The sequence below is a fragment of the Prauserella muralis genome (genome assembly GCF_003202285.1).
In the GTDB taxonomy this organism is placed as follows: domain Bacteria; phylum Actinomycetota; class Actinomycetes; order Mycobacteriales; family Pseudonocardiaceae; genus Prauserella_B; species Prauserella_B muralis.
The window spans coordinates 805763-831604 of the sequence record NZ_MASW01000001.1 but is presented as its reverse complement, the minus strand read 5'-3'; the positions used below and the strand labels follow the sequence as shown (position 1 = coordinate 831604).

24 protein-coding genes are annotated in these 25842 nt (G+C 72.0%); 12 read left to right on the top strand and 12 right to left on the bottom strand.

The features are described from left to right. Nucleotides 1-96 precede the first annotated feature (96 nt). From BAY60_RS04905 to BAY60_RS04895, 3 genes are read right to left on the bottom strand one after another with little or no spacing between them, the layout of a single operon-like run. Entirely contained in the window at nt 97-1929 is a 1833-nt protein-coding gene (locus BAY60_RS04905; protein WP_245992327.1) for an AMP-dependent synthetase/ligase, read from the bottom strand. Then, nucleotides 1926-2708 (bottom strand): ABC transporter ATP-binding protein, encoded by a 783-nt coding sequence (locus BAY60_RS04900; protein WP_112279595.1) that lies wholly within the window; start codon nt 2706-2708, stop codon nt 1926-1928. Before BAY60_RS04900 ends, BAY60_RS04905 begins: the two co-directional genes overlap by 4 nt. Next, nucleotides 2696-3484 carry an ABC transporter ATP-binding protein gene (locus BAY60_RS04895; RefSeq protein WP_112279594.1) on the bottom strand — a complete coding sequence of 263 codons (789 nt, stop codon included), beginning with the start codon at nt 3482-3484 and terminating at the stop codon, nt 2696-2698. The genes BAY60_RS04900 and BAY60_RS04895 overlap by 13 nt, the downstream gene beginning before the upstream one ends. A gap of 149 nt (nt 3485-3633) precedes the next feature. Here BAY60_RS04895 and BAY60_RS04890 point away from each other — a divergent pair, with 149 nt between their 5' ends. Continuing rightward, nucleotides 3634-5052 carry a M20/M25/M40 family metallo-hydrolase gene (locus BAY60_RS04890; protein WP_211330185.1) on the top strand — a complete coding sequence of 473 codons (1419 nt, stop codon included), beginning with the start codon at nt 3634-3636 and terminating at the stop codon, nt 5050-5052. 21 nt (nt 5053-5073) lie between these two features. Here BAY60_RS04890 and BAY60_RS04885 read toward each other — a convergent pair whose 3' ends face one another. Genes BAY60_RS04885 through BAY60_RS04860 form a run of 6 tightly spaced genes read right to left on the bottom strand, consistent with a single transcriptional unit; the run spans nt 5074 to nt 10344 of the window. Beyond that, complete coding sequence (locus BAY60_RS04885; protein ID WP_112279593.1) at nt 5074-5670, bottom strand: energy-coupling factor transporter transmembrane component T family protein; 597 nt, start codon at nt 5668-5670, stop codon at nt 5074-5076. Next, nucleotides 5667-6341 (bottom strand): energy-coupling factor ABC transporter ATP-binding protein, encoded by a 675-nt coding sequence (locus tag BAY60_RS04880; RefSeq protein WP_112280720.1) that lies wholly within the window; start codon nt 6339-6341, stop codon nt 5667-5669. Before BAY60_RS04880 ends, BAY60_RS04885 begins: the two co-directional genes overlap by 4 nt. Next, nucleotides 6338-7453, bottom strand: a complete 1116-nt coding sequence (locus BAY60_RS04875) for a thiolase family protein (protein WP_112279592.1) — start codon at nt 7451-7453, stop codon at nt 6338-6340. The genes BAY60_RS04880 and BAY60_RS04875 overlap by 4 nt, the downstream gene beginning before the upstream one ends. Further along, nucleotides 7450-8727, bottom strand: a complete 1278-nt coding sequence (locus BAY60_RS04870; protein WP_245992326.1) for a class I adenylate-forming enzyme family protein — start codon at nt 8725-8727, stop codon at nt 7450-7452. Before BAY60_RS04870 ends, BAY60_RS04875 begins: the two co-directional genes overlap by 4 nt. After that, a complete protein-coding gene (locus BAY60_RS04865) occupies nt 8724-9299 on the bottom strand; it encodes a biotin transporter BioY (protein ID WP_245992325.1) in 576 nt (191 codons plus the stop codon). Before BAY60_RS04865 ends, BAY60_RS04870 begins: the two co-directional genes overlap by 4 nt. Nucleotides 9300-9345: 46 nt before the next feature. Further along, nucleotides 9346-10344 (bottom strand): ABC transporter substrate-binding protein, encoded by a 999-nt coding sequence (locus BAY60_RS04860; RefSeq protein WP_245992324.1) that lies wholly within the window; start codon nt 10342-10344, stop codon nt 9346-9348. Between the two features lie 28 nt (nt 10345-10372). Here BAY60_RS04860 and BAY60_RS04855 point away from each other — a divergent pair, with 28 nt between their 5' ends. The 11 genes from BAY60_RS04855 (at nt 10373) to BAY60_RS04810 (ending at nt 22508) form a co-directional block, all read left to right on the top strand. Continuing rightward, the gene (locus BAY60_RS04855) at nt 10373-11401 is read left to right on the top strand and encodes a FecCD family ABC transporter permease (RefSeq protein ID WP_170160307.1); all 1029 of its coding nucleotides are present in this window, start codon (nt 10373-10375) and stop codon (nt 11399-11401) included. Beyond that, the gene (locus BAY60_RS04850; RefSeq protein ID WP_112279591.1) at nt 11398-12399 is read left to right on the top strand and encodes a FecCD family ABC transporter permease; all 1002 of its coding nucleotides are present in this window, start codon (nt 11398-11400) and stop codon (nt 12397-12399) included. Before BAY60_RS04855 ends, BAY60_RS04850 begins: the two co-directional genes overlap by 4 nt. Before the next feature lie 199 nt (nt 12400-12598). After that, the gene (locus BAY60_RS04845) at nt 12599-13420 is read left to right on the top strand and encodes a transporter substrate-binding domain-containing protein (protein WP_112280715.1); all 822 of its coding nucleotides are present in this window, start codon (nt 12599-12601) and stop codon (nt 13418-13420) included. A 79-nt stretch (nt 13421-13499) separates the two neighbouring features. Further along, complete coding sequence (locus BAY60_RS04840) at nt 13500-14309, top strand: amino acid ABC transporter permease (protein ID WP_112279590.1); 810 nt, start codon at nt 13500-13502, stop codon at nt 14307-14309. Next, nucleotides 14306-15064, top strand: coding sequence for an amino acid ABC transporter ATP-binding protein (locus BAY60_RS04835; RefSeq protein ID WP_112279589.1), 759 nt, complete (start codon nt 14306-14308; stop codon nt 15062-15064). Before BAY60_RS04840 ends, BAY60_RS04835 begins: the two co-directional genes overlap by 4 nt. Before the next feature lie 130 nt (nt 15065-15194). Beyond that, nucleotides 15195-17564, top strand: coding sequence for an oxidoreductase (locus BAY60_RS04830; protein ID WP_112279588.1), 2370 nt, complete (start codon nt 15195-15197; stop codon nt 17562-17564). 11 nt (nt 17565-17575) lie between these two features. Further along, the gene (locus BAY60_RS04825; protein WP_112279587.1) at nt 17576-18073 is read left to right on the top strand and encodes an SRPBCC family protein; all 498 of its coding nucleotides are present in this window, start codon (nt 17576-17578) and stop codon (nt 18071-18073) included. A 65-nt stretch (nt 18074-18138) separates the two neighbouring features. Next, nucleotides 18139-18309 (top strand): hypothetical protein, encoded by a 171-nt coding sequence (locus BAY60_RS36990; RefSeq protein ID WP_170160306.1) that lies wholly within the window; start codon nt 18139-18141, stop codon nt 18307-18309. A gap of 112 nt (nt 18310-18421) precedes the next feature. Next, nucleotides 18422-20233, top strand: coding sequence for an NHL domain-containing thioredoxin family protein (locus BAY60_RS04820; protein WP_112279586.1), 1812 nt, complete (start codon nt 18422-18424; stop codon nt 20231-20233). Between the two features lie 12 nt (nt 20234-20245). Next, nucleotides 20246-20599, top strand: a complete 354-nt coding sequence (locus BAY60_RS04815; RefSeq protein WP_112279585.1) for a GroES family chaperonin — start codon at nt 20246-20248, stop codon at nt 20597-20599. Nucleotides 20600-20621: 22 nt separating this feature from the next. Then, complete coding sequence (locus tag BAY60_RS04810) at nt 20622-22508, top strand: VanW family protein (protein ID WP_112279584.1); 1887 nt, start codon at nt 20622-20624, stop codon at nt 22506-22508. Nucleotides 22509-22601: 93 nt separating this feature from the next. Here the strand turns inward: BAY60_RS04810 and BAY60_RS04805 are convergent, their stop codons facing one another. The 3 genes from BAY60_RS04805 to BAY60_RS04795 form a co-directional block, all read right to left on the bottom strand. Continuing rightward, the gene (locus BAY60_RS04805) at nt 22602-22883 is read right to left on the bottom strand and encodes a GlsB/YeaQ/YmgE family stress response membrane protein (RefSeq protein ID WP_112279583.1); all 282 of its coding nucleotides are present in this window, start codon (nt 22881-22883) and stop codon (nt 22602-22604) included. A gap of 125 nt (nt 22884-23008) precedes the next feature. Next, nucleotides 23009-24853 (bottom strand): acyl-CoA dehydrogenase, encoded by a 1845-nt coding sequence (locus BAY60_RS04800; protein ID WP_112279582.1) that lies wholly within the window; start codon nt 24851-24853, stop codon nt 23009-23011. A gap of 154 nt (nt 24854-25007) precedes the next feature. After that, on the bottom strand, nt 25008-25796 hold the full coding sequence (locus BAY60_RS04795; protein ID WP_112279581.1) for a LuxR C-terminal-related transcriptional regulator: 789 nt from the start codon (nt 25794-25796) through the stop codon (nt 25008-25010). Nucleotides 25797-25842: the final 46 nt, after the last annotated feature.

Sequence of the window (25842 nt, the reverse complement as noted above, 5' to 3'; positions counted from 1 at the left end):
GGGAAGAAGTACGTCGGCGGTCATCTCGCCGCCTCCGCGGGAAGAAGTACGTCGGCGGTCATCTCGCCGCCTCCGCGGGAAGAAGTACGTCGGCGGTCACCGGTACATCGCCTCGATCTCCGGCTCGAAGCTGCGCTCGATGGCCCTGCGCTTGACCTTCTGCGTCGCCGTGAGCTCGCCGCCCTCGTGGTCGAGCTCCTTGCCGATCAGGGTGAACCGCTTGATCTGCTCCACGGCGGCGAGCCGGTGGTTGGCCTCGGCCACCACGGTCTCCACGAGCGCCCGCACCTCGGGCTTGGCGGACAGGTCGGCGTAGGTCGTGTAGGCGACGCCGCGCCGCCGTGCCCAGTCGCCCACCGTGTCGTACTCGATGCCGATCAGCGCCGTGAGGTACCTGCGCCGGTCGCCGACCACCACGGCCTCCCGGATGTACGGCGAGACCTTGAGCAGGTTCTCGATCTCCGACGGCGAGACGTTCTTGCCGCCGGCCGTGATGATGATGTCCTTCTTGCGGTCGGTGATGCGCAGGAAGCCGTCCTCGTCCAGCTCGCCGACGTCGCCGGTGTGCAGCCAGCCGTCCGGGTCCACGGTGGCGGCCGTCGCCTCGGGGTTGTGCAGGTAGCCGAGGAACACACCCGCCGAGCGGGTGAGGATCTCGCCGTCCTCGGCGATGCGCAGTTCCACGCCGGGCAGCGCGGTGCCGACCGAGCCGAGCCGCACGTCGCCGTGCGGGGTGAGCGTGCAGATGGCGGTGTTCTCCGTCTGGCCGTAGCCCTCCCGTACCGCGACACCGATGGCCCACAGGAACTCCAGCACCTGCGGCGCGATGGGCGCCGCGCCCGACAACGCCACCCGCACGCGCACCAGGCCCAGCTTCTCGCGCAGCGGCCGGAACATCAGCACCTCGCACAGCGCGAGCACGAGCCGGTCGGCGAGCGTGGTGGTGCCGCGCATCCGGCGGGGCGCGATCCGCCTGCCCTGCCGCAGGCACGCCCGGTAGAGCCTGCGCTTGAGCCGCGACGCGTCGGACATCCGCAGCTCGACGCCGGCGAGCATCTTCTCCCACACCCTTGGCACGCCGAGGAACACCGTGGGCTGGATGTCGCGCATGTCGTGGGCGAACGACGGCCCGCCCTCGCCGAAGTTGACCACCGACCCCGCCCACACCGAGTCGATCACCGACGTCAGCCGCTCGGCGATGTGGCACAGCGGCAGGTAGCTGAGCACCTCGTCGTCGGCGGTGCCGCCGAGCGCGCCGGTGAACGTGCGTGCCGAGGCCACCAGGTTGGCGTGCGACAGCAACGCGCCCTTCGGCGGGCCGGTGGTGCCGGAGGTGTAGACGATGATCGCGGGCGCCGAGGAGTCGAGCGCGGCCACCGACTCGGCGAACGCCCCCAGCGGGTCACCCTGCTGCGCGCCACGTCGTTCCAGCTCGGCGAAGGTCAGCACGTCCTCGCGCCGCACGCCGCGCGGGTCGATGAGCACGATGTGCTCCAGCCCGGGCAGCCGATCGCGGACGGCGAGCGCCTTGTCGAGCTGTTCCTCGTCCTCGGCGACGAGCACGCGGGCCGCGCAGTGGCCGAGCAGGTACTCCACCTCGGCGGCGGGTGAGGTCGGGTAGACGCCGACGCACTGCCCGCCGAGGCCCTGCACGGCCAGGTCGGCGACGACCCACTCCGGCCGGTTCTCGGCGTGGATCGCCACGCGGACCCCTGGCCCGACGCCGAGCTCGCGCAGCCCGGCTGCCACGGCTGCGACCCGGCCGGCGTACTCGGCCCACGTCCACTGCCGCCACAGCCCTCTGTGCTTCTCGCGCATGGCGGTGGCGGCGGGACGCTCACGGGCGTTGTCCAGCAGCTTGCCGGGCAGGGTCGCACCGGTGCTCGTCACCGGGTCGGCGACGGCGCTGCGGCCGGGTGCGCTGCTCACGCCGCACCTCCCAGGTAGGCCTCGACGACGCGCGGGTCGTCCTGGATCTCGCTGGGCTCGCCGGTGGCGATGACGACGCCGAAGTCGAGCACCACCACCCGGTCGGCCAGATCCATCACCAGGCTCATGTCGTGCTCGACGAGGATCATCGCCAGCCCCAGCTCGCGGCGGACCTCCAGCAGGTAGCGCGCGGTGTCCTCGGTCTCCTCCAGGTTCATGCCCGCCACCGGCTCGTCGAGCAGCAGCAGCCGTGGCTCCATCGCGAGCGCCCTGCCGAGCTCGGCGCGCTTGGCCACGCCGTAGGGCAGCATCCCGGCAGGCATGCGCCGGTAGGGCTCCAGCTCCAGCAGCTCGATGATCTCCTCCACCGCCGCGCGGTGCGTGATCTCCTCGCGCTTGGCCCTGCCCCACCAGAACATCCCCGAGAAGAACCCCGTACGCATGAGGTGATGGCGGCCCAGCAGCAGGTTCTCCACCAGCGTCAGGTGGCCGAACAGGCCGAGGTTCTGGAACGTCCTGGCCACGCCGCGCGCGGCGATGGCGGCGGGCTGGCGGCCGAGCAGCGGCTCGCCGTCGAGCGTGGCCGTGCCCCGCTGCGGCCGGTACACCCCGCACAGGCAGTTGAAGATCGACGTCTTGCCCGCGCCGTTGGGGCCGATCACCGCCAGCAGTTCGCCGGGGCCGACCTCGAAGCCGACCGCGTCGAGCGCGGTGACGCCGCCGAAGCGCAGCGTCAGGTCCCGCACCTCCAGCAGCGGCGTGCTGCTCACGCGCTCCATCGCTTCTTCCTCCGGTACGTCTTGACCTCGGTGAAGGAGCGCCGTTGCCCGCCTGCCGCCCCGAGGTAGAACTCGCGGATGTCGGCGTCGGCGAGCAGATCCGCCGCGGGGCCGTCCTTGACGACCTTCCCGGTCTCCAGCACGTAGCCGTATCCGGCGATCGACAGCGCCATCGCGGCGTTCTGCTCCACCAGCAGCACGCTGGTGCCCTGCTGGTTGATCTGGGCGATGATGTCGCGCACCTGCTCGACCAGCCGCGGCGCCAGCCCCAGCGACGGCTCGTCGAGCAGCAGCAGCCGGGGCCGCGCCATGAGCGCTCTGCCGATGGCGAGCATCTGCTGCTCGCCGCCCGAGAGGTAACCGGCCACCGACTTCCGCCGCTGGGCCAGCACCGGGAACAGGTCGAGCACGCGCGCGTAGGACTCGCGGACCTCGGTGCGGGAGCGGCGCGTGTAGCCGCCCGCGCGCAGGTTCTCGTCGACGGTGATCTCGGCGAAGATCCGCCTGCCCTCCATCACCTGCGCGATGCCCCTGCGCACCACGTCGGCGGCGTCGGCGCCGGTGATGTCCTCGCCGTCGACGTGCACGGTGCCCTTGGTGATCCGGCCCCGGTGTGGCACGAGCAGGCCGGTGACCGCGCGCAGCAACGTCGTCTTGCCCGCGCCGTTGGCGCCGAGCAGCGCGACGATGCCTCCCGCGGGAACCTCCAGGCTCAGCCCGCGGAGCACGAGCACCACGTCGTCGTAGACGACCTCGAGGTTGCTCACGGACAGCATCGGTTGTGGCAACGATCCACCCCTCGCCAGTGAAGTGATGTGGATCACAGTGAATACGGACGTTATGCGCCTACTGAGCGCTCGCACAAGGCCCGAGCCGAACTGTGACCTTCGGCCGCCGGGGTGTGGCGCGGTGGCAGGATGGCCGTGTGGAACAGCGAACCGTGAGCGACACCGTCCAGCAGGTCTGGCAGGCCGACATCCTGCCCAGCCTGTCCCGTCTCGTGGAGATCCCCGCCCTCTCGCCCGCCTTCGACCGGGACTGGGCGAAGACCGGCCAGCTCGACGCCGCCGTCGACCACGTGCGCGCGTGGCTGGCCGCCCGGCGGCTGCCCGGGGCAGGCGTCGAGGTCGTGCGGCTCGAAGGCCGCAGCCCCGTGCTGCTGCTCGACGTGCCCGCCACCCCCGGCGCCGAGGACAGGGGCACGGTGCTGCTCTACGGCCACCTCGACAAGCAGCCTCCGGTCGGCGGCTGGTCCGACGGCCTCGGCCCGTGGAAGCCGGTGATCGAGGACGGCAGGCTCTACGGCCGCGGCTCCGCCGACGACGGCTACGCCGGATACGCCGCCACCGCCGCACTCGAAGCGGTCCGCACCGCCGGTGGCGCCCACGCCCGCGCCGTGGTGCTGCTGGAGACCGGCGAGGAGTCCGGAAGCCCCGACCTGCCCGCCTACCTGGAACACCTGTCGGAACGCCTCGGCGAGGTGACGTTCGTGGTGTGCCTCGACTCGGGCGGCAACGACTACGAGCGGCTCTGGCTGACCACCAGCCTGCGCGGCCTCGCCCAGGTCCACGTCACCGCGCGCGTGCTCGACTCCGCGCAGCACTCCGGCCTGGCCACCGGCATCGTGCCGAGCACGGTCCGCGTGCTGCGGCGCCTGCTCGAGCGCATCGAGGACTCCGCGACCGGCAAGATCCTGCTCGCCGAGTGCAACGTCGAGATCCCCGCCAACCGCGTCGCCGAGGCCAGGGCCACCGCCGAGGTGGCGCCCGGCGCGTCGGCCGGGGCGTACCCGCTGCACGGCGCGACCACGCCCGTCTCCGGCGACGAGGTGGAGCTGCTGCTGAACAACAGCTGGCGGCCGACGCTGGAGGTCATCGGCGCCTCCGGCTTCCCCGAGCCCGCCGAGGCGGGCAACGTGCTGCGTGACGCCACGACGCTGGCGCTGAGCTTCCGGCTCCCGCCCACCGCCGACTCCGCCGCCGCGCTGAACGCCATCGAGAAGGCGCTCACCACCGACGTGCCGTACTCGGCGACCATCGAGATCACCGGCACCGAAGCCGCCGACGGCTGGAACGCGCCGGACCTGGCGCCCTGGCTGTCCGGCGCGCTGGAAACGGTCAGCGACGGCGTGTTCGGCAAGCCGTGGCGCGGCGTCGGGCTCGGCGGGTCCATCCCGTTCATGGGACTGCTCGGCCAGAAGTACCCGCGCGCGCAGTTCCTCGTCACCGGCGCGCTCGGGCCGGACTCGAACGCCCACGTGCCCGACGAGTGGCTGCACCTCGGCCACGCCCAGCGGGTGACCGAGGCGGTCGCACACATCCTGGACGCCCACGCCAGGGGCTGAGCCCGTCCGGCCGCCCGCGGGTCACTCGCCGCGGGCGGCCAGCGCCTCGCCCAGCTCGTCGGCGTGCCGCAGGGTCCGTACCAGCAGCGGCACCGCGAACGCCGTCACCGAGCGGGACGCGCCCCTGGCCTTCGCGGCCTCGCGCACCTCGCCCGCGATGCCCGAAAGGACCGCGACGGCCTGGACCGTCAGCCCGACGAGCAGGCCGACACGCTCCGGCCGCACGCCCACGCGGCGCAGCGGCCGCAGGCCGCGTTCCACCGCGGAGACGACGTCGCTCACCCGCGTGGTGAGCGTGAACAGGTTCGCGGCGGCCAGCGCGGCCACCAGCCGCAGGCACATCACCACCGCGCCGGTGAGCCCGAGCAGCCACCACTGCAGCAGAAAGACGAACACCACCAGCACGAGCAGCGCCCTGGCGAGCTGCCCGCAGCGCCGGGCGGGGATGCGCGCGAGCACGTAGCCGAGTGCGACGGCGACGCACAGCGCGCCGAGCGGCGCAGGAGTCCGCAGCACGAACACGGCCGTGGCGAGTGCCAGCAGCCCGAGGAACTTCCACCCGGCGGGCAACCGGTGCAGCACGCTCGTGCCGGGCTGGTACAGGCCGAGGGGGTTCATCCGGCCAGCTTCCGGTAGTACGCCAGCGCGGGCTCCGGCTCGTCGTCGGCCACGACGCGGCCCTCGTCGAGCACCACGACGCGGTCGAACCCGCCCAGCAGGTCCAGATCGTGGGTCACCAGCAGCACCTGCTGGTCCAGTCGCCCGAGCAGCTCGACGAACCGGCGTTTGTTGCGCAGGTCCAGCAGTGTCGTCGGCTCGTCGCACACGAGCACGTCCGGCTTTAGCACGAGCATCGCGCACAGCGCGAGCAGCTGCTTCTGGCCCCCCGAGAGCTGGTGCGCGGGATGCTCGGCGTAGCCGCCGAGCCCGTACTCGGCGAGCACCTCCTCCGCGCGCCGGGCACGCTCGCGTGTGGACAGTCCGCTGCGGCGAAGCGAGAACGCCACGTCCTCGCCCGCCGTGGGCATCACGATCTGGCTGTCCGGGTTGGTGAACACGAAGCCCACCCTGCGGCGCACCGCGTTGCCCTGCTTCGCCGGGTCGAGCCCCAGCACCCGCACGCGGCCCTCGGCGGGCAGCACGAGCCCGTTGACCATGCGGGCGAGCGTGGACTTGCCGGAGCCGTTGGCCCCGACGAACGCGACCCTGCGCTCGGCGAGCGTGAGGTCCACATCGGACAGCACGGTGCGGTCGCCGTAGTGGTGGCCGACGCCCTCGAACTCGATCACCGCACCGCCTCCCACAGCGCCGCCACACCCACGCCGCCGCCGGAGGACAGCGCCGCGAGCCCCGTGCCTCCGGTGCCCGAGCGCACGAGCCGGGAGAACAGGCGCACCACCAGCACCGCGCCCGAGGCACCCCACGGGTGGCCGAGCGCGATCGCGCCGCCGTCCGGGCTCGCCGTGTGCTCGTCGAGGCCTGCCGCGTCCAGGCACGCCAGCGCCTGGCCCGCGAAGGCCTCGGTGAACTCCACGACGTCGGGCGTGCGGTCGAGCACCCGCTTCATCGCGGGCACCGCCCCGAGCCCGAGCCGGTTCGGGTCGACCGCCGCCGTCGCCGAGGCGACCAGCCGCAGCCCGGCCAGCCCGCGCTCCCGCCGCCACCGCTCGCTCACCACGAGCACCGCGGCGGCACCGTCGTTGACGCCGCACGAGTTCGCGGCCGTCGCCGTGCCGCCGGGGGTGAACGCGGGCCGGAACCGGGCCAGCCGTTCGACGGTGAAGCCGGGCCGGGGCCGTTCGTCGGCGGCGACGCCGCCCAGCGGCACCAGTTCGGCGGCGAAGCGCCCCTCCCGCTGCGCCGCCACCGCACGGGCGTGGCTGCGCGCGGCGAAGGCGTCCTGCCGCTCCCGCGAGATCCCCGCCTCGGCGGCGACCACGTCGGCGGCCGGGCCCATGTCCGGGTCGCCGATCTCGGGCGGGGCGAACGGTGCCCGCGTGTACCAGGAGGGCGGCTCGCTCCGCCATGCCCGGTACGGCGCGGTGGACGCGCTCTCCACGCCGCCCGCGAGGTAGGCCTCGCCCTCTCCCGCCCTGACCAGCGCGGCGGCCGTGACGATGGCGGCGAGCCCGCTCGCGCACTGCCGGTCGACGGTCATGCCCGGCACCGTGTCGCCCAGCCCGGCGCGCAACGCGGCCACCCGGGCCGGGTTGCCGCCGGGGCCGAACACGTTGCCGAGCACCACATCGTCCACAGTGTCCACCCCGGCGTCGCCGAGCGCCGCGCGCAGCACGGGCGCGGCCAGCTCGTCGGCGGCGTACCGGCGCAGGGTGCCACCGGCCGTGCCGATCGGCGTGCGCCGTGCGGCGACGACCACCGGGGTGCGCTCGGGCGCGGTCACGGCAGCGGCTCCGCGTCCAGGGTGCCCTCCCGCAGCCGCTCGGCGACCTCGGCCCGTGCGGGCTTGCCGGACGGCGTGCGCGGCAGCCGCTTGGTGTGCAGCCAGCGCCGTGGCCGTTTCGCCGGGGCCAGCCCGGCGCGGGCGGCGCTGCGCAGCGTGGCGAGCGGCGGCGGGTCCTCGGCCTGCACCACGGCGGTGACCACGGCACCGAGCGTGGCGTGCGGGGTGCCCGCCACCAGCACGTCCTCCACGCCGGGCACCGCCCGCACCACGGCCTCCACCTCCTCGGCGGGCACGAGCGCGCCGCCGCTGGAGATGGTCGCGGAGTCCCTGCCGTGCACGGTCAGCGCCCCCGAGGCCGACAGCGCGGCCCGGTCGCCGACGCTCGACCAGCCCGAGACCCGCCGCAGCTCACCGTCGCGCAGGTAGCCGGAGAAGGCCAGCGGCGAGCGGACCCAGAGCACACCGTCACGCACGTCCACCTCGACGCCGGGAACGGGCCGCAGGTCACCGTCGCCGCGCCGGATCGCGATCAGCGAGTGCTCGGCGGAGCCGTAGTACTCCACCAGCCGGGCCCGCGGCAGCAGGCGGGCGAAGCGGGCCCGCAGCTCCGGGCCGACGTGCGCGCCGCCGCACACGACCGTCCGCAGCGCGCACGGTCCGGGACTGCGTTCCAGGTCGGCGAGCAGCGTGGCCAGCATCGCGGGCACCAGATGCACGGTCGCGGCCCCGCGCGCGTCCTGCGGTCGCCAGCGGCCCGGCAGCACCGGATCCGCGCCGCACCACAGTGCGTGCAGCGCGCCGAAGAGGAACAGCGACGAGCTGAGCGGACCCGGAACGAGCACGGGTCCCGGCAGCGGGCCGAGCGCGGCGAAGCTGTCCAGCCAGGAGGCGCGGCTGCGGGCGAGCACCTTCGGCCGCCCGCTGCTGCCCGAGGTGGTGGGCAGGTAGAAGAACTGTCCGGTGGCGGGTGCCACGCCCGCTCCGGTGACGCCGGGGCCGCCGGTCATGACGACGGCGGGGGCGGCGTCGGCCAGCACGGCGTCGCGCTCGCGCGGCGACCACGACGGCTCCACCACGAGCGTGGCCGCGCCGAGCAGGTCGGCTCCGAGCAGCCAGGCGAGCACGTCCGCGGGGTCGCCGCTGTCGACGGCGACGCGGGAGTGCGGTCCGGCACCCCGGGCGGCGAGGTCGCGGGCCGCGCCGTGGGCACGGGCGAGCAGACCCGCGGGCGGTGTCGCGGTGCCGAGGACGGGCGGTGCCGCGAACGTCACTCGCTGCGTACCGCCGGGCCCGTGGCCGTGCCGGGCAGCGCCCGGTGCACGAGCGCGGCCACCACGGCGGCGGCCACCACCTTGCCCGCGTCGCCGGGCACGAACACCAACGACTGCACGGCGGCCGCGCCGAGGTCGCCGGTGTAGGCGCCGAGGAACGGGATGCCGATGGCGTAGTCGACGAGCAGCCCGGCCGTGGTGGCGAGCAGCAGGGTCGGCAGGCCAGGCCGCTCGGCACGCTGCACGATCAGGCCCGCGACGAGCGCGGAGAGGATCCAGCCGAGCAGGAAGCCGCCGCTGGGCCCCGCGAACGGCGCGAGGCCGCCTCTGCCGCCGGACAGCAGCGGAAGGCCGATCGCGGTCAGCGCGAGGAGCAGCACGACCGAGGCCGTGCCCCTGCGCGCGCCCAGGATCGCGCCCGCGAGCAGCGGGCCCATGTTCTGGAGAACGATGGGCACGCCCGAGCCGCCGACGTAGAAGCCGGGGAAGATCCCGAGCACGGCGATGAACGCCGCGAACACGACGATCCGCGCCAGATCGGCGGTGGGTAGCGAGGCACGTGGTGCTGACACGCGTCGCACGGTAACCCTCCTCACCCGCGAACGGGCAAGACGTACGTCACACGGTGCGCAGCGACGACCCGAGCCGGTCGAGCTGTTCGGTGGCCGCCTCGTAGTAGAACGGCGTCTCCGGGTTCCACGCGAACACGTTGCCCGCCCGCACGGCGGGCAGTTGCCGCCACGTCGGGTAGGAGGCCTTGAGCTGCTCGGACTGCAGGTTCCCGTGCCGGTTGTCCAGCAGGATGATGTCCGAGCGGTACTTGCCCGCGTTCTCCCAGCTCAGCTGCTCCCAGTAGTTGCCGTCGCCGGGCGCCTTGGGCTCGAGGAACGTCAGCCCCGCCTCCGCCATCTGCTTGCTGGAGGGAAAGCCCTGCGCGTTGCCCGCCCACATGCCCTCCTTGGTGGCCGAGACCAGCAGCGCCGTCTTGCCGTTCACCGTCTTGGCCGCGTCGGCGAAGTTCTGCCCCGCGCGCTCGAAGGTGGCCTTGGCCTCGTTGATCCGCGGGGTGTTCACGTCCGCACCGAGCGCCTTGGCCAGCGTGCGGAACTTCTCGATCCCGTCCGGCATCGACACGCCCGCGAGGTCGACGCCCAGTGTCGGCGCGGCCTTCTCCACCGCCTCGGCCTGCTCGGCGGGCACGTACCACAGCTCGTCGCGCAGGTACATGACGCTGATCAGCAGGTCCGGTTCGAGCGAGACGTACCGGTCGTAGTTGAACTCGCCCCACACGTTGCCCAGCGACTGCACCTTGCCGAGGTCGATGGGGCCCGCGAGCGGGTCCTTCTCGCCGTTGGGCAGCTTCGAGGGGCCGAAGATGCCGACGGGCCGGATGCCGAACTCCCACAGCGCCGCCGCCGCGGTCACCTGCGCGACGATGCGCTTCGGCCGGTCGCCGCCGAGCTTGCGTCCGCGGTCGTCGGTGTAGGACCATGCCTGGCTCGTGCCGGAGCCGCCGGTGTCCTCCTGGTAGCCGCACGCCGCCAGCGTCGCCGTGGCGCCGAGGGCGAGTGCGCCGCCGAGGAACCGCCTCCGGGAAAGATCACTGCGTATCTGCACGCGATGAGGTTAGCCTTCCCTTAGCCTTATGGCCATGGTGACGACCGTCTCGGCCAGGGAAACCGGCCGCCCGGCCAGAGTGCTCGCGCTGGCCGGGGTACTCGCCGCGCTGGCCGTCGTGGTCGTGCTGTCGATCGCGCTCGGGTCCAACCAGCTCTCCGTGGGGCAGGTGCTGCACGCCCTGTTCGCCTACGACGGCACCTACGCCGACGTGGTGGTGCGCGACACCCGGCTGCCGAGGACGGTGCTCGGCATCGCCGCCGGGATGGCCCTCGGGCTGGCCGGGGCGCTGCTGCAGTCGGTCACGCGCAACCCCATCGCCGACCCCGGCCTGCTCGGCATCAACCACGGCGCCGCGGTGATGATCGTGTTCGCCTCGGCCGTCTTCGGCGTGACCAGCCCGGCGGTGGCGGTGTGGTTCGCCTTCGCGGGCTCACTGGGCGCGACGGCGCTGGTGTACGCGATCGGCGGCGGCCGTGGCGCCGCCAGCCCGATGCGGCTGGCCCTGGCGGGCATCGCCGTGCAGGCGACGTTCGTCGGGCTCAACCAGGCGATGCAGGTGATCGACACCCACGCGCTCGACCAGATGCGGTTCTGGCTGGTCGGCTCGCTCGCCAACCGCGACCTCGGCACGCTCACCGGGCTGGTGCCGTTCTTCGTCGCCGGCGTCGTCATGGCGCTGCTGCTGGGGCGGGCGCTCAACGCGATCGCGCTCGGCGACGACGCCGCGCACGGTCTCGGCGCCAACCCCGCCCTGATCCGGCTGGCCAGCGTCGTCGCGGTGGGGCTGCTGGCGGGCTCGGCGACGGCCGCGTGCGGGCCCATCGCGTTCGTCGGGCTGATGGTGCCGCACCTGGTGCGGTTCGTCGCCGGTCAGGACGAGCGCTGGGTGCTGGGCCTGTCGGTGCTGGCCGCGCCGGTGGTGCTGCTCGGCTGCGACGTGCTCGGCAGGCTGCTGGCCAGCCCGGCCGAGCTGCAGGTCGGCATCGTCACCGACGTGATCGGCGGCATCGTGTTCGTGCTGCTGATCCGCAGCCTGAAGGCGGTGAGCAAGTGACGAGACGTGTCGTCGCCGTCGTGGCGTGCCTGGTGCTGGTGGCGTTCGGGTTCGCGGTCCTGTCGATCGGCACGGGCGACTACGCGCTGGCGCCCGGCGAGGTGCTGGCCACGCTGGCCGGGCAGGGCAGCAAGGCCGACTACCTGATCGTCACCGAGCAGCGCCTGCCGCGCGTGCTGGTGGCGGCGCTGGTCGGCGTGGCGCTGGCGCTGTCCGGTGCGGTGTTCCAGACGCTGAGCCGCAATCCACTGGGCAGCCCCGACATCATCGGCTTCACGGCGGGGTCGGCGACCGGCGGCGTCGCGACGATCATCGTCTTCGGCGCGGGCACGGTGACCGTCGCGCTCGGTGCCGTGGTCGGTGGCCTGCTCACGGCACTGCTGGTGGCGGCGCTGTGCGGGCCAAGGGGCCTGCGCAGCGACCGGCTCGTGCTCATCGGCGTCGGCGTGGGCACCGTGCTCGTCGGCGTCAACTCCTACCTGCTGACGCGCTCGACGCTGGAGGCCGCGTCGCAGGCGGTGACGTGGCAGGTCGGCAGTCTCGCCGGGCGCGACTGGGGCTATGTGTGGCCGGTCGCCGCCGTGGTCTGCCTGCTCGCCCCGGTGCTGTTCGGCTACGCGCGGCCGCTGCGGATGCTGGAGATGGGCGACGAGACAGCCATCGGCATCGGGGTGGACGTCGACCGGGTACGGCGGGTGCTGTTCGTGCTGGCGGTGGCGCTGACCGCGGTGGCGGTGGCCGCCGCGGGGCCGATCCCGTTCGTGGCGCTCGCGGCCCCGCAACTGGTGAAGCGGCTGACCCGCCAGCCCGGGCCCAACCTGCTGGCCTCGGCGGTGATGGGGGCGCTGCTGGTGCTGGCCGCCGACTACCTCGGCCAGCGCCTGCTGGACGCGTCCCTGCTGCCGGTCGGCGTGGTCACCTCCGCGCTCGGCGGCGCCTACCTGGCGTGGTTCCTGCTCCTCGGCCGCCGCAGGCCCGCCGCGCTCGCGAGCCGGTGAGCCCCTGGACCCGGTCCGCGACCTCGGAACCGGCGCCGACCAGCGCAGAGCGGCAGGTCAACGGGCGGGTGGTGGAGGCGGGTCCTCGGCGGCTCGGCTGTCGAAACTGGTCCGTAACGTGTCCGGTGCTGCGCACTGGCTCCAAAGAGTGGCAGGATGCGCTCTACTCGACCAGTAGGAACTACTAGGAGTGAACATCGTGGCGCGTCGACTCAACCTCAGAGCGCTCGTTCTGCTGCCCGCGCTGGCCCTGGCCGCCACCGTGGCGGGGTGCGCGGAGGAGGTCAACCCCGGCAGTGACTCGCAGGCCGGCGGGGAGATCCAGCTCGTCAAGGAGGGGCAGCTGACGACCTGCACCCACCTGCCCTACCCGCCGTTCCAGTTCACCCAGAACGGCAAGACGGTGGGCTTCGACGTCGACCTCGTGGACCTCGTGGCCGAGGACATGGGCGTCAAGCAGGAGATCTTCGACACCTCCTTCGAGGGCATCGAGTCGGGCCAGTCCTTCGAGACCGGCCAGTGCGACCTCGCCGCCGCCGCCATCACCATCAACGACAAGCGCGATCGGGTGATGGACTTCTCGGACGGCTACTTCGACGCCAACCAGGCGCTGCTGGTCAAGAAGGGCTCCGGGATCGACGGGCTGGAGAAGCTGCGCGGCAAGACGCTGGGCGTGCAGCTGAGCACCACCGGCGAGGACTACGCCGAGGAGAACAAGGACAAGTACGGCTACAAGGTCCGCCAGTTCGAGGACCTGGCCCTGCTGCAGACCGCGGTCAAGACCGGCCAGGTCCAGGCCGCGATCAACGACAACTCGGTGCTTTACGACTTCGTCAAGAAGAACCCCGACACCGAGGTGACGGCGGAGTTCGAGACCGGCGAGGAGTACGGCATCGCCGTGGCCAGCGGCAACGGCGCGCTTCGCTCGAAGATCAACGAGGTGCTCGCGGCGGCCAAGCAGGACGGCCGCTACGACGCCATCTACGAGAAGTGGTTCGGCAAGAAGCCGGAGAGCAAGTAACCACCCAGCCGTCGTGAGTGCCCGGCAGGGACGTCTACCCTGCCGGGCACTCATGAGTCCTGTCTCGAGGAGTTCTTCCATGGCGATGTCGCGTCGTCAGCGCGCGCGAGCCGTCCGCGGCGTCCAGTACGCCGTCCTCGTGGTCGCCGTCGTGCTGCTGGTGGTGCTCGCCGACTGGGGCACCATCCGGCACGCGTTCTTCAACATGGAGGCCGCGTCCACGCAGTTCCCCGAGGTGTTCACCTCGGCACTGGTCAACACCGTCATCTACACGGCACTGGGCTTCGGGCTCGGCCTCGGCATCGGCCTGGTGCTGGCACTGATGAAGCTGTCCTCCGTCGGCCCGTACCGCTGGCTGGCGACGCTCTACATCGAGTTCTTCCGGGGCATCCCGGCGCTGCTCGTGTTCATCGCGCTCGGCTTCGGCGTGCCGCTCGCGTTCAACCTGCGGTTCGACATCTACTCCACCGCCGCGATCGCGCTCGGCCTCGTCGGCTCCGCCTACATCGCGGAGACGCTGCGGGCGGGCATCCAGGCGGTGCCGCCCGGCCAGATCGAGGCCGCGCGGTCGCTCGGGATGTCGCAGACCCGCACGACGATCACCGTGGTGATCCCGCAGGCGTTCCGGATCATCCTGCCGCCGCTGACCAACGAGCTGATCCTGCTCACCAAGGACTCGTCGCTGATATATCTGCTCGGCCTCACCCGCGACGAGTTCGAGCTGGCCAAGTTCGGCCGCGAGGGACTCAACACCACCAACTCGCTGACCCCGATCCTGCTCGCCGGGCTGGCCTACCTGATCATCACGGTGCCGCTCGGCTACCTGTCGCGTTACCTGGAACGCAGGACCGGGCGCAAGCAGGACGAAGGGCTCAAGGTGACGGCGTGAGTGACGTGATCGTCGAGGTGACCGGGATGCACAAGGCGTTCGGCAGTCTCGAGGTGCTCAAGGGCATCGACCTCAGCGTGCGGCGCGGCGAGGTGGTCTGCATCATCGGACCCTCCGGCTCGGGCAAGTCCACGCTGCTGCGCTGCGTGAACCTGCTCGAGGAGCCCAACGCCGGGAAGGTCGTGGTCAACGGCTTCGAGCTGACCGATCCGGACGTCGACATCGACAAGGCGCGGCGCACGATCGGGATGGTGTTCCAGAGCTTCAACCTGTTCGGCCACCTTTCGGTGCTGGAGAACCTCACCGTCGCCCAGCGCAAGGTGCTCAAGCGCGACGCGGCCGAGGCCGACCGCATCGCGAGGGACAACCTGAAGCGGGTCGGCCTCCTGGACAAGGTCGCCGCGATGCCCTCGCAGCTCTCCGGCGGGCAGCAGCAGCGGGCCGCCATCGCGCGGGCACTGTCCATGCAGCCTGCCGTGATGCTGTTCGACGAGCCGACGTCCGCGCTCGACCCGGAGCTGGTCGGCGACGTGCTGGCCGTCATGCGGCAGCTCGCCGACGAGGGCATGACCATGCTCGTCGTGACGCACGAGATGCAGTTCGCCCGCGAGGTGGCCGATCGCGTGCTGTTCATGGACGACGGCACGGTGGTCGAGGAGGGCCCCGCCGCCAACGTGATCGGGCAGCCCCGGCACGAGCGCACCCGCAGCTTCCTGCATCGCGTCCTCAACCCCGTGCACGCCACCGAGGCCTGAGGCGGCCGGAACCGGCCACGTCCCTGGCGGCGTCCGAATACGCGGAGTACTCCATTGAGCCGATTGCGTAACACGCTCATGATCAGCTTCGCTGAGGCTCTGGGGCGGACACGAGCACGAGGAGGCGGGGATGCCGGGCTTTCGCCGGATCGGGACGCGGGAGCCCGGTGAGCCGGAGGAGGCCTCGCAGGACAACGCCGAGCCGGCGCGCCCCCGGCTGAACCCGTTCGATCCCGACCCCGGCAAGGAGTACGAGGTCAAGGCCGCCGACCTGCTGCGGCCGTTCATCGAGCCGGGCAACGGTGGCCTGCTGCGCTGGCGCAAGCAGGCCACCAACGCCCCGATCGTGCAGGTCGAGGACGCCTACATCACGGGAAAGCTCGACCTGCGCGCCGCCGACCTGCAGTACCTGTTCCGCTTCGAGCGGTGCCGGTTCGAGCAGCCACCCGACGTGCGCGAGGCCAACCTGCTCGGCCTGGTGTTCCGGCGGTGCTGGCTGCCCGGGCTCAAGGCCCGCAACCTCCGCAGCCGCAACGACGTGCGCCTCATCCGCAGCGTGGTGGAGGTCGACTCGGGCAGCGCCGACAGCGAGACCACCGTGCGCAGGGCCGAGGACGCCGAGCGCGGCGTGCCCGACGCGGCGGTGAACCTCACCGACGCGGTGATCGAGGGCTCGGTGGTGCTCACCCGCAGCAGCCTCAAGCATCCGCGCGGCAAGGCAATGCAGGCCGACCGGCTCGTCATCACCGGTGCGTTGCTCGCCTACCGGCTGGAGGCCAGCGGCGAGGTGCGCGTGCCCGGTCTGCGCACCGGCGGCAACGTGAACTTCTCCGGCGCCACCCTCAACAACCCCGACGGCTTCGCGCTCAACGGCAACGGCCTGCAGGTCGGCGGCAGCCTGCTGTGCGAGGTGGACAGCTACGGGCCGCGCACCGAGCGCCGCCGCTTCAGCGCCAACGGCATGCTGTTCATGCCCAGTCTGAAGGTGTCGGGCGACATCGTCTTCCGGGGCGCGAAGCTGGCCGTCGACCAGACCGGCGACATCGTCGTCGACGCGTGGAAGACCGGCGACTGGTACGTCGATCCACGGCCGGCGCTCATCGCCGACCGCATGCACGTCGACGGCAACGTGGAGCTGTCCGACCAGCTCGACGTCACCGGCACCATCCGCATGGTCAACGCGCACCTCGGCGGCTCGCTGCGGCTGGCGGGCGCGCGCGTGCACGTGCTGCGCGGGCAGACCCCGCCGTTCCACGACCGTGCGGTGCACCTCGACGGCAGCGAGATCAACGGCGACATCGACGCCACCGGCCTGTGGTCGGAGGGCCAGGTCCGGCTCGCCGACGTCGCCGTGCGCGGCAACCTGTTCGTCCGCGCCGCCACGTTCTTCCATCCCGAGCGCGACGTGTTCTCCGCCCGGCGCAGCACCGTCTCCGGCAACCTGCTGCTCGCCGACTGCGCCGTGGCGGGCACGGTCCGGCTGCAGGGCATGACCGTCGGCGGCAGCATCGACCTGCGCGGCACCGAGCTCACCCAGCCCGAGGTCAGCGAGGCGAGCAGCTGGTCGCTGGATCTGCGCTCGGTGGACGTGGCCCGCAGCGTCCTGCTCACCGCCAACCGCGACCGGCCGTTCCGGGCGGGCGGCGGCGTCACGATGGACGGCGCCGTCGTCAAGCGCAAGATCGACCTCACCGGAGCCGAGCTGCGCTCGACGCCACGGGACAAGGTGGCGCTCGACGCGGGCGACGCCGTCGCCGACGAGTTCGTGCTGGCCCTGCCCGCGCCACCCGAGGGCGGGGTCGTGCTGCGTCGTGCCCGCTGCGGCACGCTCAGCGACACGCCCGAGCTGTGGCAGGCCACCGGCGGCCTGGAGCTGGAGGACTTCCGGTACGACGCGCTGGACACGCCGATCGCGCTGCGCGACGACGCCACGGTGGCGCGACGGCTGGCGATGCTGCACGACGCCATGGGCGGCTACCGGCCTGGACCCTACGACCAGTTCGCCGCGATGCTGCGCTCCAGCGGCAACGAGGAACACGCCGACACCGTGCTGCTCAAGAAGCAGCAGTACCGCTACGAGTCGCTGGCCCGCGGTTACCGCTACCTCGGCGCGAGCGTGCGGCTGTGGAGCTGGCTGCAACGCTGGATGGTCGGCTACGGCTACCGCCCGGTCCGCGCGCTGGGCTGGCTGCTGATGCTGCTCGTCGCGGGCAGCCTGTGGTTCGGCCTGCGCGGCGACGACTGCACCACCAACACCCAGCGGTTCGAGGTCGTGGGCGAGCGGTGCGTGATCAACAGGGACGACACCGGCCTCGAGTGGAATCCCGTGCTCTACACCGTGGACCTGCTGGTGCCCATTGCCGACTTCGGCAACAAGAACCGCTGGTACATGGCCGACGAGGACAAGTGGGTGGCCACGGGGTTCACCGCGATGGGCTGGGTGCTGGCCACCACGGTCGCCGCGGGCATGACCAGGACCCTGCGGCGCAACGGCGGCTAGGATCTGCGCGCATGCCGACAGAGCCGTCCCCGTCCTCCCCGTCCACCGCGCCCACGGCCAGTGGTGAGATCGAGATCGATGCGCCCGCCGAGCGGGTCTACGCGCTGGTGAGCGACCCGGGCGTGCTCGCCGAGCTGGCCGGGGAGTACGCGGGCCACCGCTGGCTCGGCGGCGCCACCGCCGCGCGCCCCGGCGCCCGGTTCCGGGGCCGCAACCGCAACGGGCTGCGGCGGTGGAGCACGGTCGCCACCATCACCGAGGCCGAGGAGGGCAGGCGGTTCGCCTTCGACGTGACGTTCGGGCCGATCCCGGTGTCGCGCTGGCAGTACGACCTCGAGCCGTCCGGCGACGGCTGCCGTGTCCGCGAGGTCACCTGGAACCGCTCGCCACGCTGGTTCCGGGTGCTGACGTCTCCGTTCGTCGGCGTACGGCCCGACGGCAGGGACGAGCGCAACCAGCGCAACATCGCCGCGACGCTGGAGCGCCTCAAGGCTCGCGCAGAGCGGTAACGCGACGCCGCTGGGTGACGATGCAGGAATGTCGTCACATCCCCGACCGAATTCAGGCATCCGAGATGCGCGTTGTCGCCGCGATCGTCGCCGCGCTCGCCGTCGCCGCACTGACGGCGAGCTGCGCGGAGAAACCACAACCGCAGAACACCTCCACGGCCAAGCTGTGGCAGACCGGGACGCGGGCGCCCACCGTGACCCTCACCGAGCCGGCGGGAGGTCCTGCCAAGGGCTGAACACCGTCGCCGTGACATCGCCCTCACGGGGGGATTCCGGGCCCCGCGCGGAAGCCGCGCCCGGCGCGTCGCGTTCACTACAGGTGTGAGTGCAACGAATCGAGGCAGGCATGTGCGCGCGCCGGAGCTGACCGGCGACAGGTGGCTGAACACGGGCGGCAAGCGGCTGTCGCTGGCCGGGCTGCGCGGCAAGATCGTGTTGCTCGACTTCTGGACGTCCGGCTGCGTCAACTGCCTGCACGTGCTCGACGAGCTCCGGCCGCTGGAGCGGGAGTTCGCCGACGTCCTCGTCACGATCGGTGTCCACTCGCCCAAGTTCCTGCACGAGGGCGAGGCCGCGGCCATCGAGGCCGCCGTCGAGCGCTACGGCGTGCACCACCCGGTGCTCAACGACCCGGACCTGAGGACCTGGAGCGCCTACGCGGTCAAGGCGTGGCCGACGCTCGTGGTGGTCGACCCCGAGGGCTACGTGGTGCACGTCGCCGCGGGTGAGGGGCACGCCGAGGCCCTGCGGAGGGTGCTCACCGAGGTCGTCGCCACCCACGAGGAGAAGGGGACGCTGCGCCAGGGCGGCAGCGTGTACGTGGCTCCCGAGGTCGAGGAGACGGAGCTGCGGTTTCCGAGCAAGGCCGTCGTCACCGCCGAGGGCAGGGTGCTCGTCGCCGACACCGGCAACCACTCGATCGCCGAGTTCGCCTCCGACGCCGAGACCCTCGTCCGGCGGTTCGGCCGGGGCGAGCGCGGCCGTGCGGACGGCGCGTTCGACGTCGCGACCTTCGCCGAGCCGTCCGGGCTCGCCCTGCTGCCCGACCGGGTCGCCGAGCAGGTCGGCTACCACCTCGTCGTCGCCGACACCGCCAACCACCTGCTGCGCGGTGTCGACCTGCGCACCGGCGGCGTCACCACCGTCGCGGGCACCGGGCGCCAGTGGCGCGACGGCGAGCCGGGGGGCAAGGCGCTCGACGTGGACCTGACCAGCCCGTGGGACGTGCGCTGGTGGGATGCGGTCGAGGGCGTGGTCGTCGCCATGGCAGGCAACCACACGCTCAGCGTGTTCGACCCGGTGGAGGGCACCGTCCGGCGGCTCGCGGGCACCACCGTGGAGGGGCTGCGCGACGGCCCCGCGGGCGAGGCGTTCTTCGCGCAGACCTCGGGGCTGGCCGTGGGCAGGGACCGGCTGTGGCTCGTGGACGCCGAGACGTCCTCGCTGCGCTGGATCGAGCCCGCCGGCGACGGCTTCACCGTCTACACCGCCGTGGGCACGGACCTGTTCTCCTTCGGCCACCGCGACGGCAAGGCCGCGTCCGCGCTGCTGCAGCACCCGCTCGGGGTGAGCGTGCTCGGCGACGGCACGCTGGCCGTGGCCGACACCTACAACGGCGCCATCCGCCGGTACGACCCGGCGACCGGCGAGGTGTCCACGCTCGCGACCGGCCTTGCCGAGCCGTCCGGGCTGGTGCGCACCGACACCGACGTCCTGGTCGTGGAGTCGGCCGCCCACCGGCTGCGTCCGCTCGACAGCCGGACCGAACCGGACCGCGTCGAGGGCGAGGCGCACGCCGTGCGCAGGCCGCCGACCGTGCTCGCGCCGGGCAGGCTGGACTTCGCCGTCGCGTTCGTCCCCCCGCCTGGAGAGAAGCTCGACGACCGGTTCGGCCCGTCCACCAGGCTGGAGGTCAGCGCGTCCCCGCCGGGCCTGCTCGCCGAGGGCGCGGGTAGCGGCACGGACCTGACCCGCACGCTGCAGCTCGCCGACGACTACGCCGAGGGCGTGCTGCAGATCGTGGCGCAGGCCGCGAGCTGTGACACCGACGCCGAGCACCCGGCGTGCCGCGTCACCCGGCAGGACTGGGGCGTGCCGGTGCGGATCGACCGGAACGGCGAGGCGACCCTCCGCCTTGTCATGGCGGGAGATCCGGCGTGACGGCCACGTAGCATGAGGCGCGTGTCAGACCGCAACAGCTCACTCGACCCGGACGCGAAGCTCGAGATCCAGATGCTCCACGACCGGGTACTCGTCCGGGTCCCCGCCGAGGACGGAGAGCGCCGCAGCAGCAGCGGCATCGTGATTCCGGCGACGGCTCAGGTGGCGCGCCGCCTCACCTGGGGCAATGTACTGGGAGTGGGCAATAATGTACGCAACGTGAAGGTCGGCGACCGCGTGCTGTTCAACCCGGAGGACCAGCTGGAGGTCGAGATCCAGGGCGACGCCTACCGCGTGATGCGCGAGCGTGACATCCACGCGGTGGCCAGCGAGCGTACGGAGCACGGCACGGGCCTGTACTTGTAGGCGGAACCGGTGGAGGGGCCGAATGCGGGAGGAACACTACTGGCCGGAGTGGGACTCCGACCCCGCTGAGCGCAAGGCCGCCCCGCAGGCCTTCTCCGCCTTCCCGCGCACCGACGACGACGAGCTGGTCGACGAGCTGCTGCGACCCGACGTCGTCCGGACCCCGCCGCCGACGTCCTCCACGCGGATGCGCCGTGGCATCGGCAGGGCGTTCCTGCTCGCCGGAGTGGCCGCCGTGCTGTTCGTGGTGCTCTACGTGACCGACCTGATGGTCAGCCTCGGCGACGTGCCCCGTGGCGTCTCCGTGGCCGGGGTCGAGGTCGGCGGTCTTTCGCACAGCGAGGCCGAGTCGAGGCTGCGCGCCGAGCTCGGCCCGCGCCTTTCCGAGCCGATCGCGGTGCGCGCGGGTGACGTGCGGGCCCAGCTGTCTCCGGAGGACGCCGGTCTCGGTCTCGACTGGGACGGCACGCTGGCGCAGGCAGGCAACCAGCCACTGAACCCGCTCACCAGGGTGACGTCGTTCTTCACCAGCCGGGAGGTCGGTGTGGTGACCACCAGCGACGACCAGCAGTTGCGGGAGACGCTGACCGGCCTCGCCGACGACGAGATCAACCACGACGTGACCGAGGGCGACATCGGCTTCCACACGCTGGCGGGCAGCGGCGGCACCGTGCGCCCGTACGCGGTGCAGCCGAGGCAGGGCCAGCGGCTCACCGATCTCGACGCGGCGATGGCGATCGTCAAGGACGGCTGGCTGGGCAACGGCGCGCTCGAGCTGCCGGTGGACGTCACCCCCGCCAGGGCAACCGCCGAGGGCGTGCGCCGCACGCTGGAGGGCACCGTGCGGCCGATGGTGTCCGGCCCCATCCAGGTTCGCGGCAAGGACAGGGACGTGGTGCTGCGTCCGGCCGACATCGCCGACGCGCTGCGGTTCACCCCGCGTGACGACGGCGCACTGCGGGTGACGCTGGAGCGCGGCCGGCTGCAGGACGTGCTGCGGCCCGCGCTGTCGAGCACGGAGCAGGATCCGGTCAGCGCGCGGATCACGTTCGCAGGAGGCAGGCCCTCGATCGAGCCGTCCAAGCCGGGAAGGCAGATCGACTGGGAACGCACGTTCGCGCCGTTCGTGGAGATCGCCGGCCGCACGGAGGACCGCGAACTGCCGGTCGTGTACAGCACGCGAACACCGGACGTCACCACGAAACAGGCGCGCGACCTCGGCATCAGGGAGGTCATCGGCGAGTTCACCACGGGCGGGCTCTCCGGGGCCGCGGCGCACAACGTGGCCACGATGGCCGCCGCCGTCAACGGCGCGCTCGTCAGGCCGGGCGAGACGTTCAGCCTCGACGGCCACACGGGCGCCCGCACGTCGTCGCAGGGGTACGTGGAGGCGCCGGTCGGCGAGGACGGCAGCGGGCGCTCCGTGATCGGCGGCGGGGTCTCGCAGTTCACCACGACGCTGTACAACGCCGCCTACTTCGCCGGGCTGAAGGACGCCGGGCACACTCCGCACCGGCACTACGTGGACCGCTACCCGCTCGGCCGGGACGCCATCTCGCTGCGCGAGGACGGCTCCAGCGTCGACCTGGCCTTCACCAACGACCTGCCCAAGGGCGTCGCCGTGCAGGCGAGCGCCGAGGGTTCCACGGTGACGGTGCGGATCTGGGGCACGAAGCGCTACCGCGTGGAGAGCAGCACGGGCAGGCGGTCGGACCTGCGCCCGGCGCCGGTCGAGCTGGAGCGGGGACCGGGCTGCACACCGTCGCAGGGTGCGCTCGGCTTCACGGTCGCCGACACCAGGACGCTCTACGACGTCCGCACGGGCAGGCAGGTGCGCACCGAGACGCGCGAGGTGACCTACGAACCCAGGCCGGCGGTTCTCTGCAGGCCAGGGCCACCCCGAGACTGACGCCCCACGCTGCCCGACGGGCTCCCTGACGGAACGAATGCGGCATTCGATCCAGCCAGTGGAACGAATGCCGCATTCGGGAGATCGGGTCGGCTAGAGCTTCAGACGCTTACGGCTCTTCGGGTAGGTACCCGCCACGAGCGAGACACCGAGGGCCGCGACGCCGAGCTGGGTCAGGAACTCCAGCCAGTCCCACCCTGAGGTGTCGGCGTAGCCGATGCCACGCGCGATGGCCGTGCCGATGAACGCGGCGACGATCCCGACCAGGATGGTCAGCCAGACCGGGATGTTCTGCTTGCCCGGCAACACCAGCCTTGCCAGCACGCCGAGCACGAGTCCCACCAGTATCGCGGAGATGATTCCGGATACAGCCATGGTCTTCGCTCCTGTTCTGAGTCAACAAAATGACTCGAAAGAGTTACCCGCACCGGCCGGTTTCCAACCGCACGAAACCCCCACGGCCGCGCGGGCCGTGGGGGTTCCGTGGCGAAAAGCGCAGGTCAGAAGGCTGCTTCCGGAACCTCCATGAGGTCGTTGTCGGCAGCCTCGACGATCGCGCGGCGCGCCGTCAGCTCGGGCAGCACCGTCTTGGCGAAGAACGAGGCGACCGCCACCTTGCCCTGGTAGAAGGCGGCGTCCTTGCCCGCGGCGTCACCGTCGAGCTTGCCGAGCGCGATCTCGGCCTGCTTCAGCAGCTGCCAGCCGACCAGCAGGTCGCCCGCCGACATCAGCAACCGCACGGTGTGCTGGCCGACCTTGTAGCTGTTCCTCGGATCCTCCTGGGAGGCCGTCAGGTTGCCGATCATCGCGCCGAGCATGCCCTGCACGTCGTCGAGCGCCTGCTTGAGCAGCGCGCGCTCGTTCTTGAGCCTGCCGTTGCCCGCCTCGGACTCGATGAACCTGGTGATCTCGCCCGCGATGTGGGTCAGCGCCTTGCCCTTGTCCCGGACGATCTTGCGGAAGAAGAAGTCCATGGACTGGATGGCGGTGGTGCCCTCGTACAGCGAGTCGATCTTGGCGTCGCGGATGTACTGCTCGATCGGGTAGTCCTGCAGGAAGCCGGACCCGCCGAGGGTCTGCAGCGACTGCACGAGCTGCTCGGTGGCCCGCTCGGAGCCGACGCCCTTGACGATGGGCAGCAGCAGGTCGTTGACGCGCTCGGCGAGGTCGAGCGCGTCGGCGTCGCCGTCCTGGCACCAGATCTGGTCCTGGTACGACGCCGTGTACAGGTACACCGCACGCAGGCCTTCCGCGTAGGCCTTCTGCAGCATCAGCGACCGGCGCACGTCCGGGTGGTGCGTGATGGTGACGCGGGGCGCGGTCTTGTCGAGCATCTGCGTCAGGTCCGGGCCCTGCACGCGCTCCTTGGCGTACTCGAGCGCGTTGAGGTAGCCGGTGGACAGCGTCGCGATGGCCTTGGTGCCGACCATCATGCGGGCGTACTCGATGACCTGGAACATCTGGGCGATGCCGTCGTGGACCTCGCCGAGCAGCCAGCCCTTGGCGGGCGTGCCGTGCTGGCCGAAGGTCAGCTCGCAGGTCGTGGAGACCTTGAGACCCATCTTGTGCTCGACGCCGGTCACGAAGGCGCCGTTGCGCTCGCCAAGCTCACCGGTGTTGGTGTCGAAGTGGTACTTGGGCACCAGGAACAGCGACAGGCCCTTGGTGCCGGGCTTGGCCTCGATGCCGGGGCCCTCGGGACGGGCCAGCACCAGGTGCATGATGTTCTCGGTCATGTCCTGGTCGCCCGAGGTGATGAAGCGCTTCACGCCCTCGAGGTGCCAGGAGCCGTCCTCCTGCAGCACGGCCTTCGTCCGCCCCGCGCCGACGTCGGAGCCTGCGTCCGGCTCGGTGAGCACCATCGTGGCGCCCCACGCGCGCTCGATCATGATGCGCGCCCAGCGCTTCTGCTCCTCGGTGCCGTTCTTGTCGACGATCATCGCGAAGTTCGGCCCCGCCATGTACATGAACAGCGCGGGGTTCGCGCCGAGGATGAGCTCGGAGGCGGCCCACTGCACGGTCGGGGGCAGGCCGAAGCCGCCGAGGTCGTTGGTGAGGCCGATGCGCCACCACTCGCCGTCCCACAGTGCCTGGTAGCTCTTCTTGAACGACTCGGGCAGCGTGGCGGAGAAGGTCTTCGGGTCGTAGACCGGCGGGTTGCGGTCGGCGTCGGCGAAGGACTCGGCGAGTGGGCCGACGGCGAGGTTGTTCAGCTCGGTCAGCACACCCCGCGCGGTCTCCTCGTCCGACTCCTCCAGGACGCCCTTGCCGAGGCGCTCTTGGACGCCGAGGACCTCGAAGAGGTTGAACTCCAGGTCTCGGACGTTGCTCTTGTAGTGGCCCATGTCGTCTCTCCGTACGGGTTGTTCGGTTTCCGGCTGGGCACTCCTGGGTCGGACATCGCTGCCCTACTCGCCGGTAACTTCAGGATATTACCTGCTGGTAACCGACGGCAAGGACGACGCCCCGTTTGTGAGGAAGAGATCGCCCGGACAGGCCTCAGCCGAGGCCGTCCTGGCCGCCGGGCGGAGCCGCGTCGGGCTGCTTGGCCGCGGAGTCGTCGGGCCTGGCGATGAGGATGCCGGTGCGGAAGGCGGTGGTCACCGCGTGGGTGCGGTCGCGGGCCGACAGCTTGCGCAGGATGCTCTTGACGTGGGTGCGCACCGTCTCGACGGAGAGGAAAAGCACCTTCGCGATGGCCGAGTTCTCCAGCCCCTCGGCCACCAGCTGCAGCACCTGGTACTCGCGCCGGGACAGTGGCAGCTGCGGGCGGTAGCCGGAGCCGGAGGCGGCGACCTGGCCGTTGGCGGTCTGCCGCTTCGGCCGCGCGGTGAGCCCGGCGAGCGCGGGGTCGGTGTAGCGGCGGTCGACGTGTGCCCTGCGGATGGCCTCCGCGAGCCGCCTCGGGTCGGCGGTCCTCGGCACCATGCCGTGCGCTCCCGCCGCCACCGCGGTGGCGAGGAACCGGGCGGTGCGCTGGGCGTCGCGGACCAGCACCACGACAACGAGGGTCGGGTCGCCGTCGCACAGCAGGCGGACGAGGTGGCCGTTCGGGTCGAACCCGGAGTCGACGATGACGATGTTGGGCCGCAACTGCTCGCACAGCTGCAGCGACGCATGGTGGGTCGCGGCGTGGCCGACCCAGCGCAGGCCGGGGGTACGGCTGATGAGCGCGTTGAGCCCCTCACGGTAGATCGGCACCGGATCCAGCGCCGCGACGGTGAGAGCCCGCGTGCCCGCCGCGCCGAGTCCGGGTGCCGCCCGGCCCTTGTCCATGCTGTGCGTCATTCGTTCTCCGTCTCCCACCGTCCTGCTCGCAGGACGCGTTCGCTCG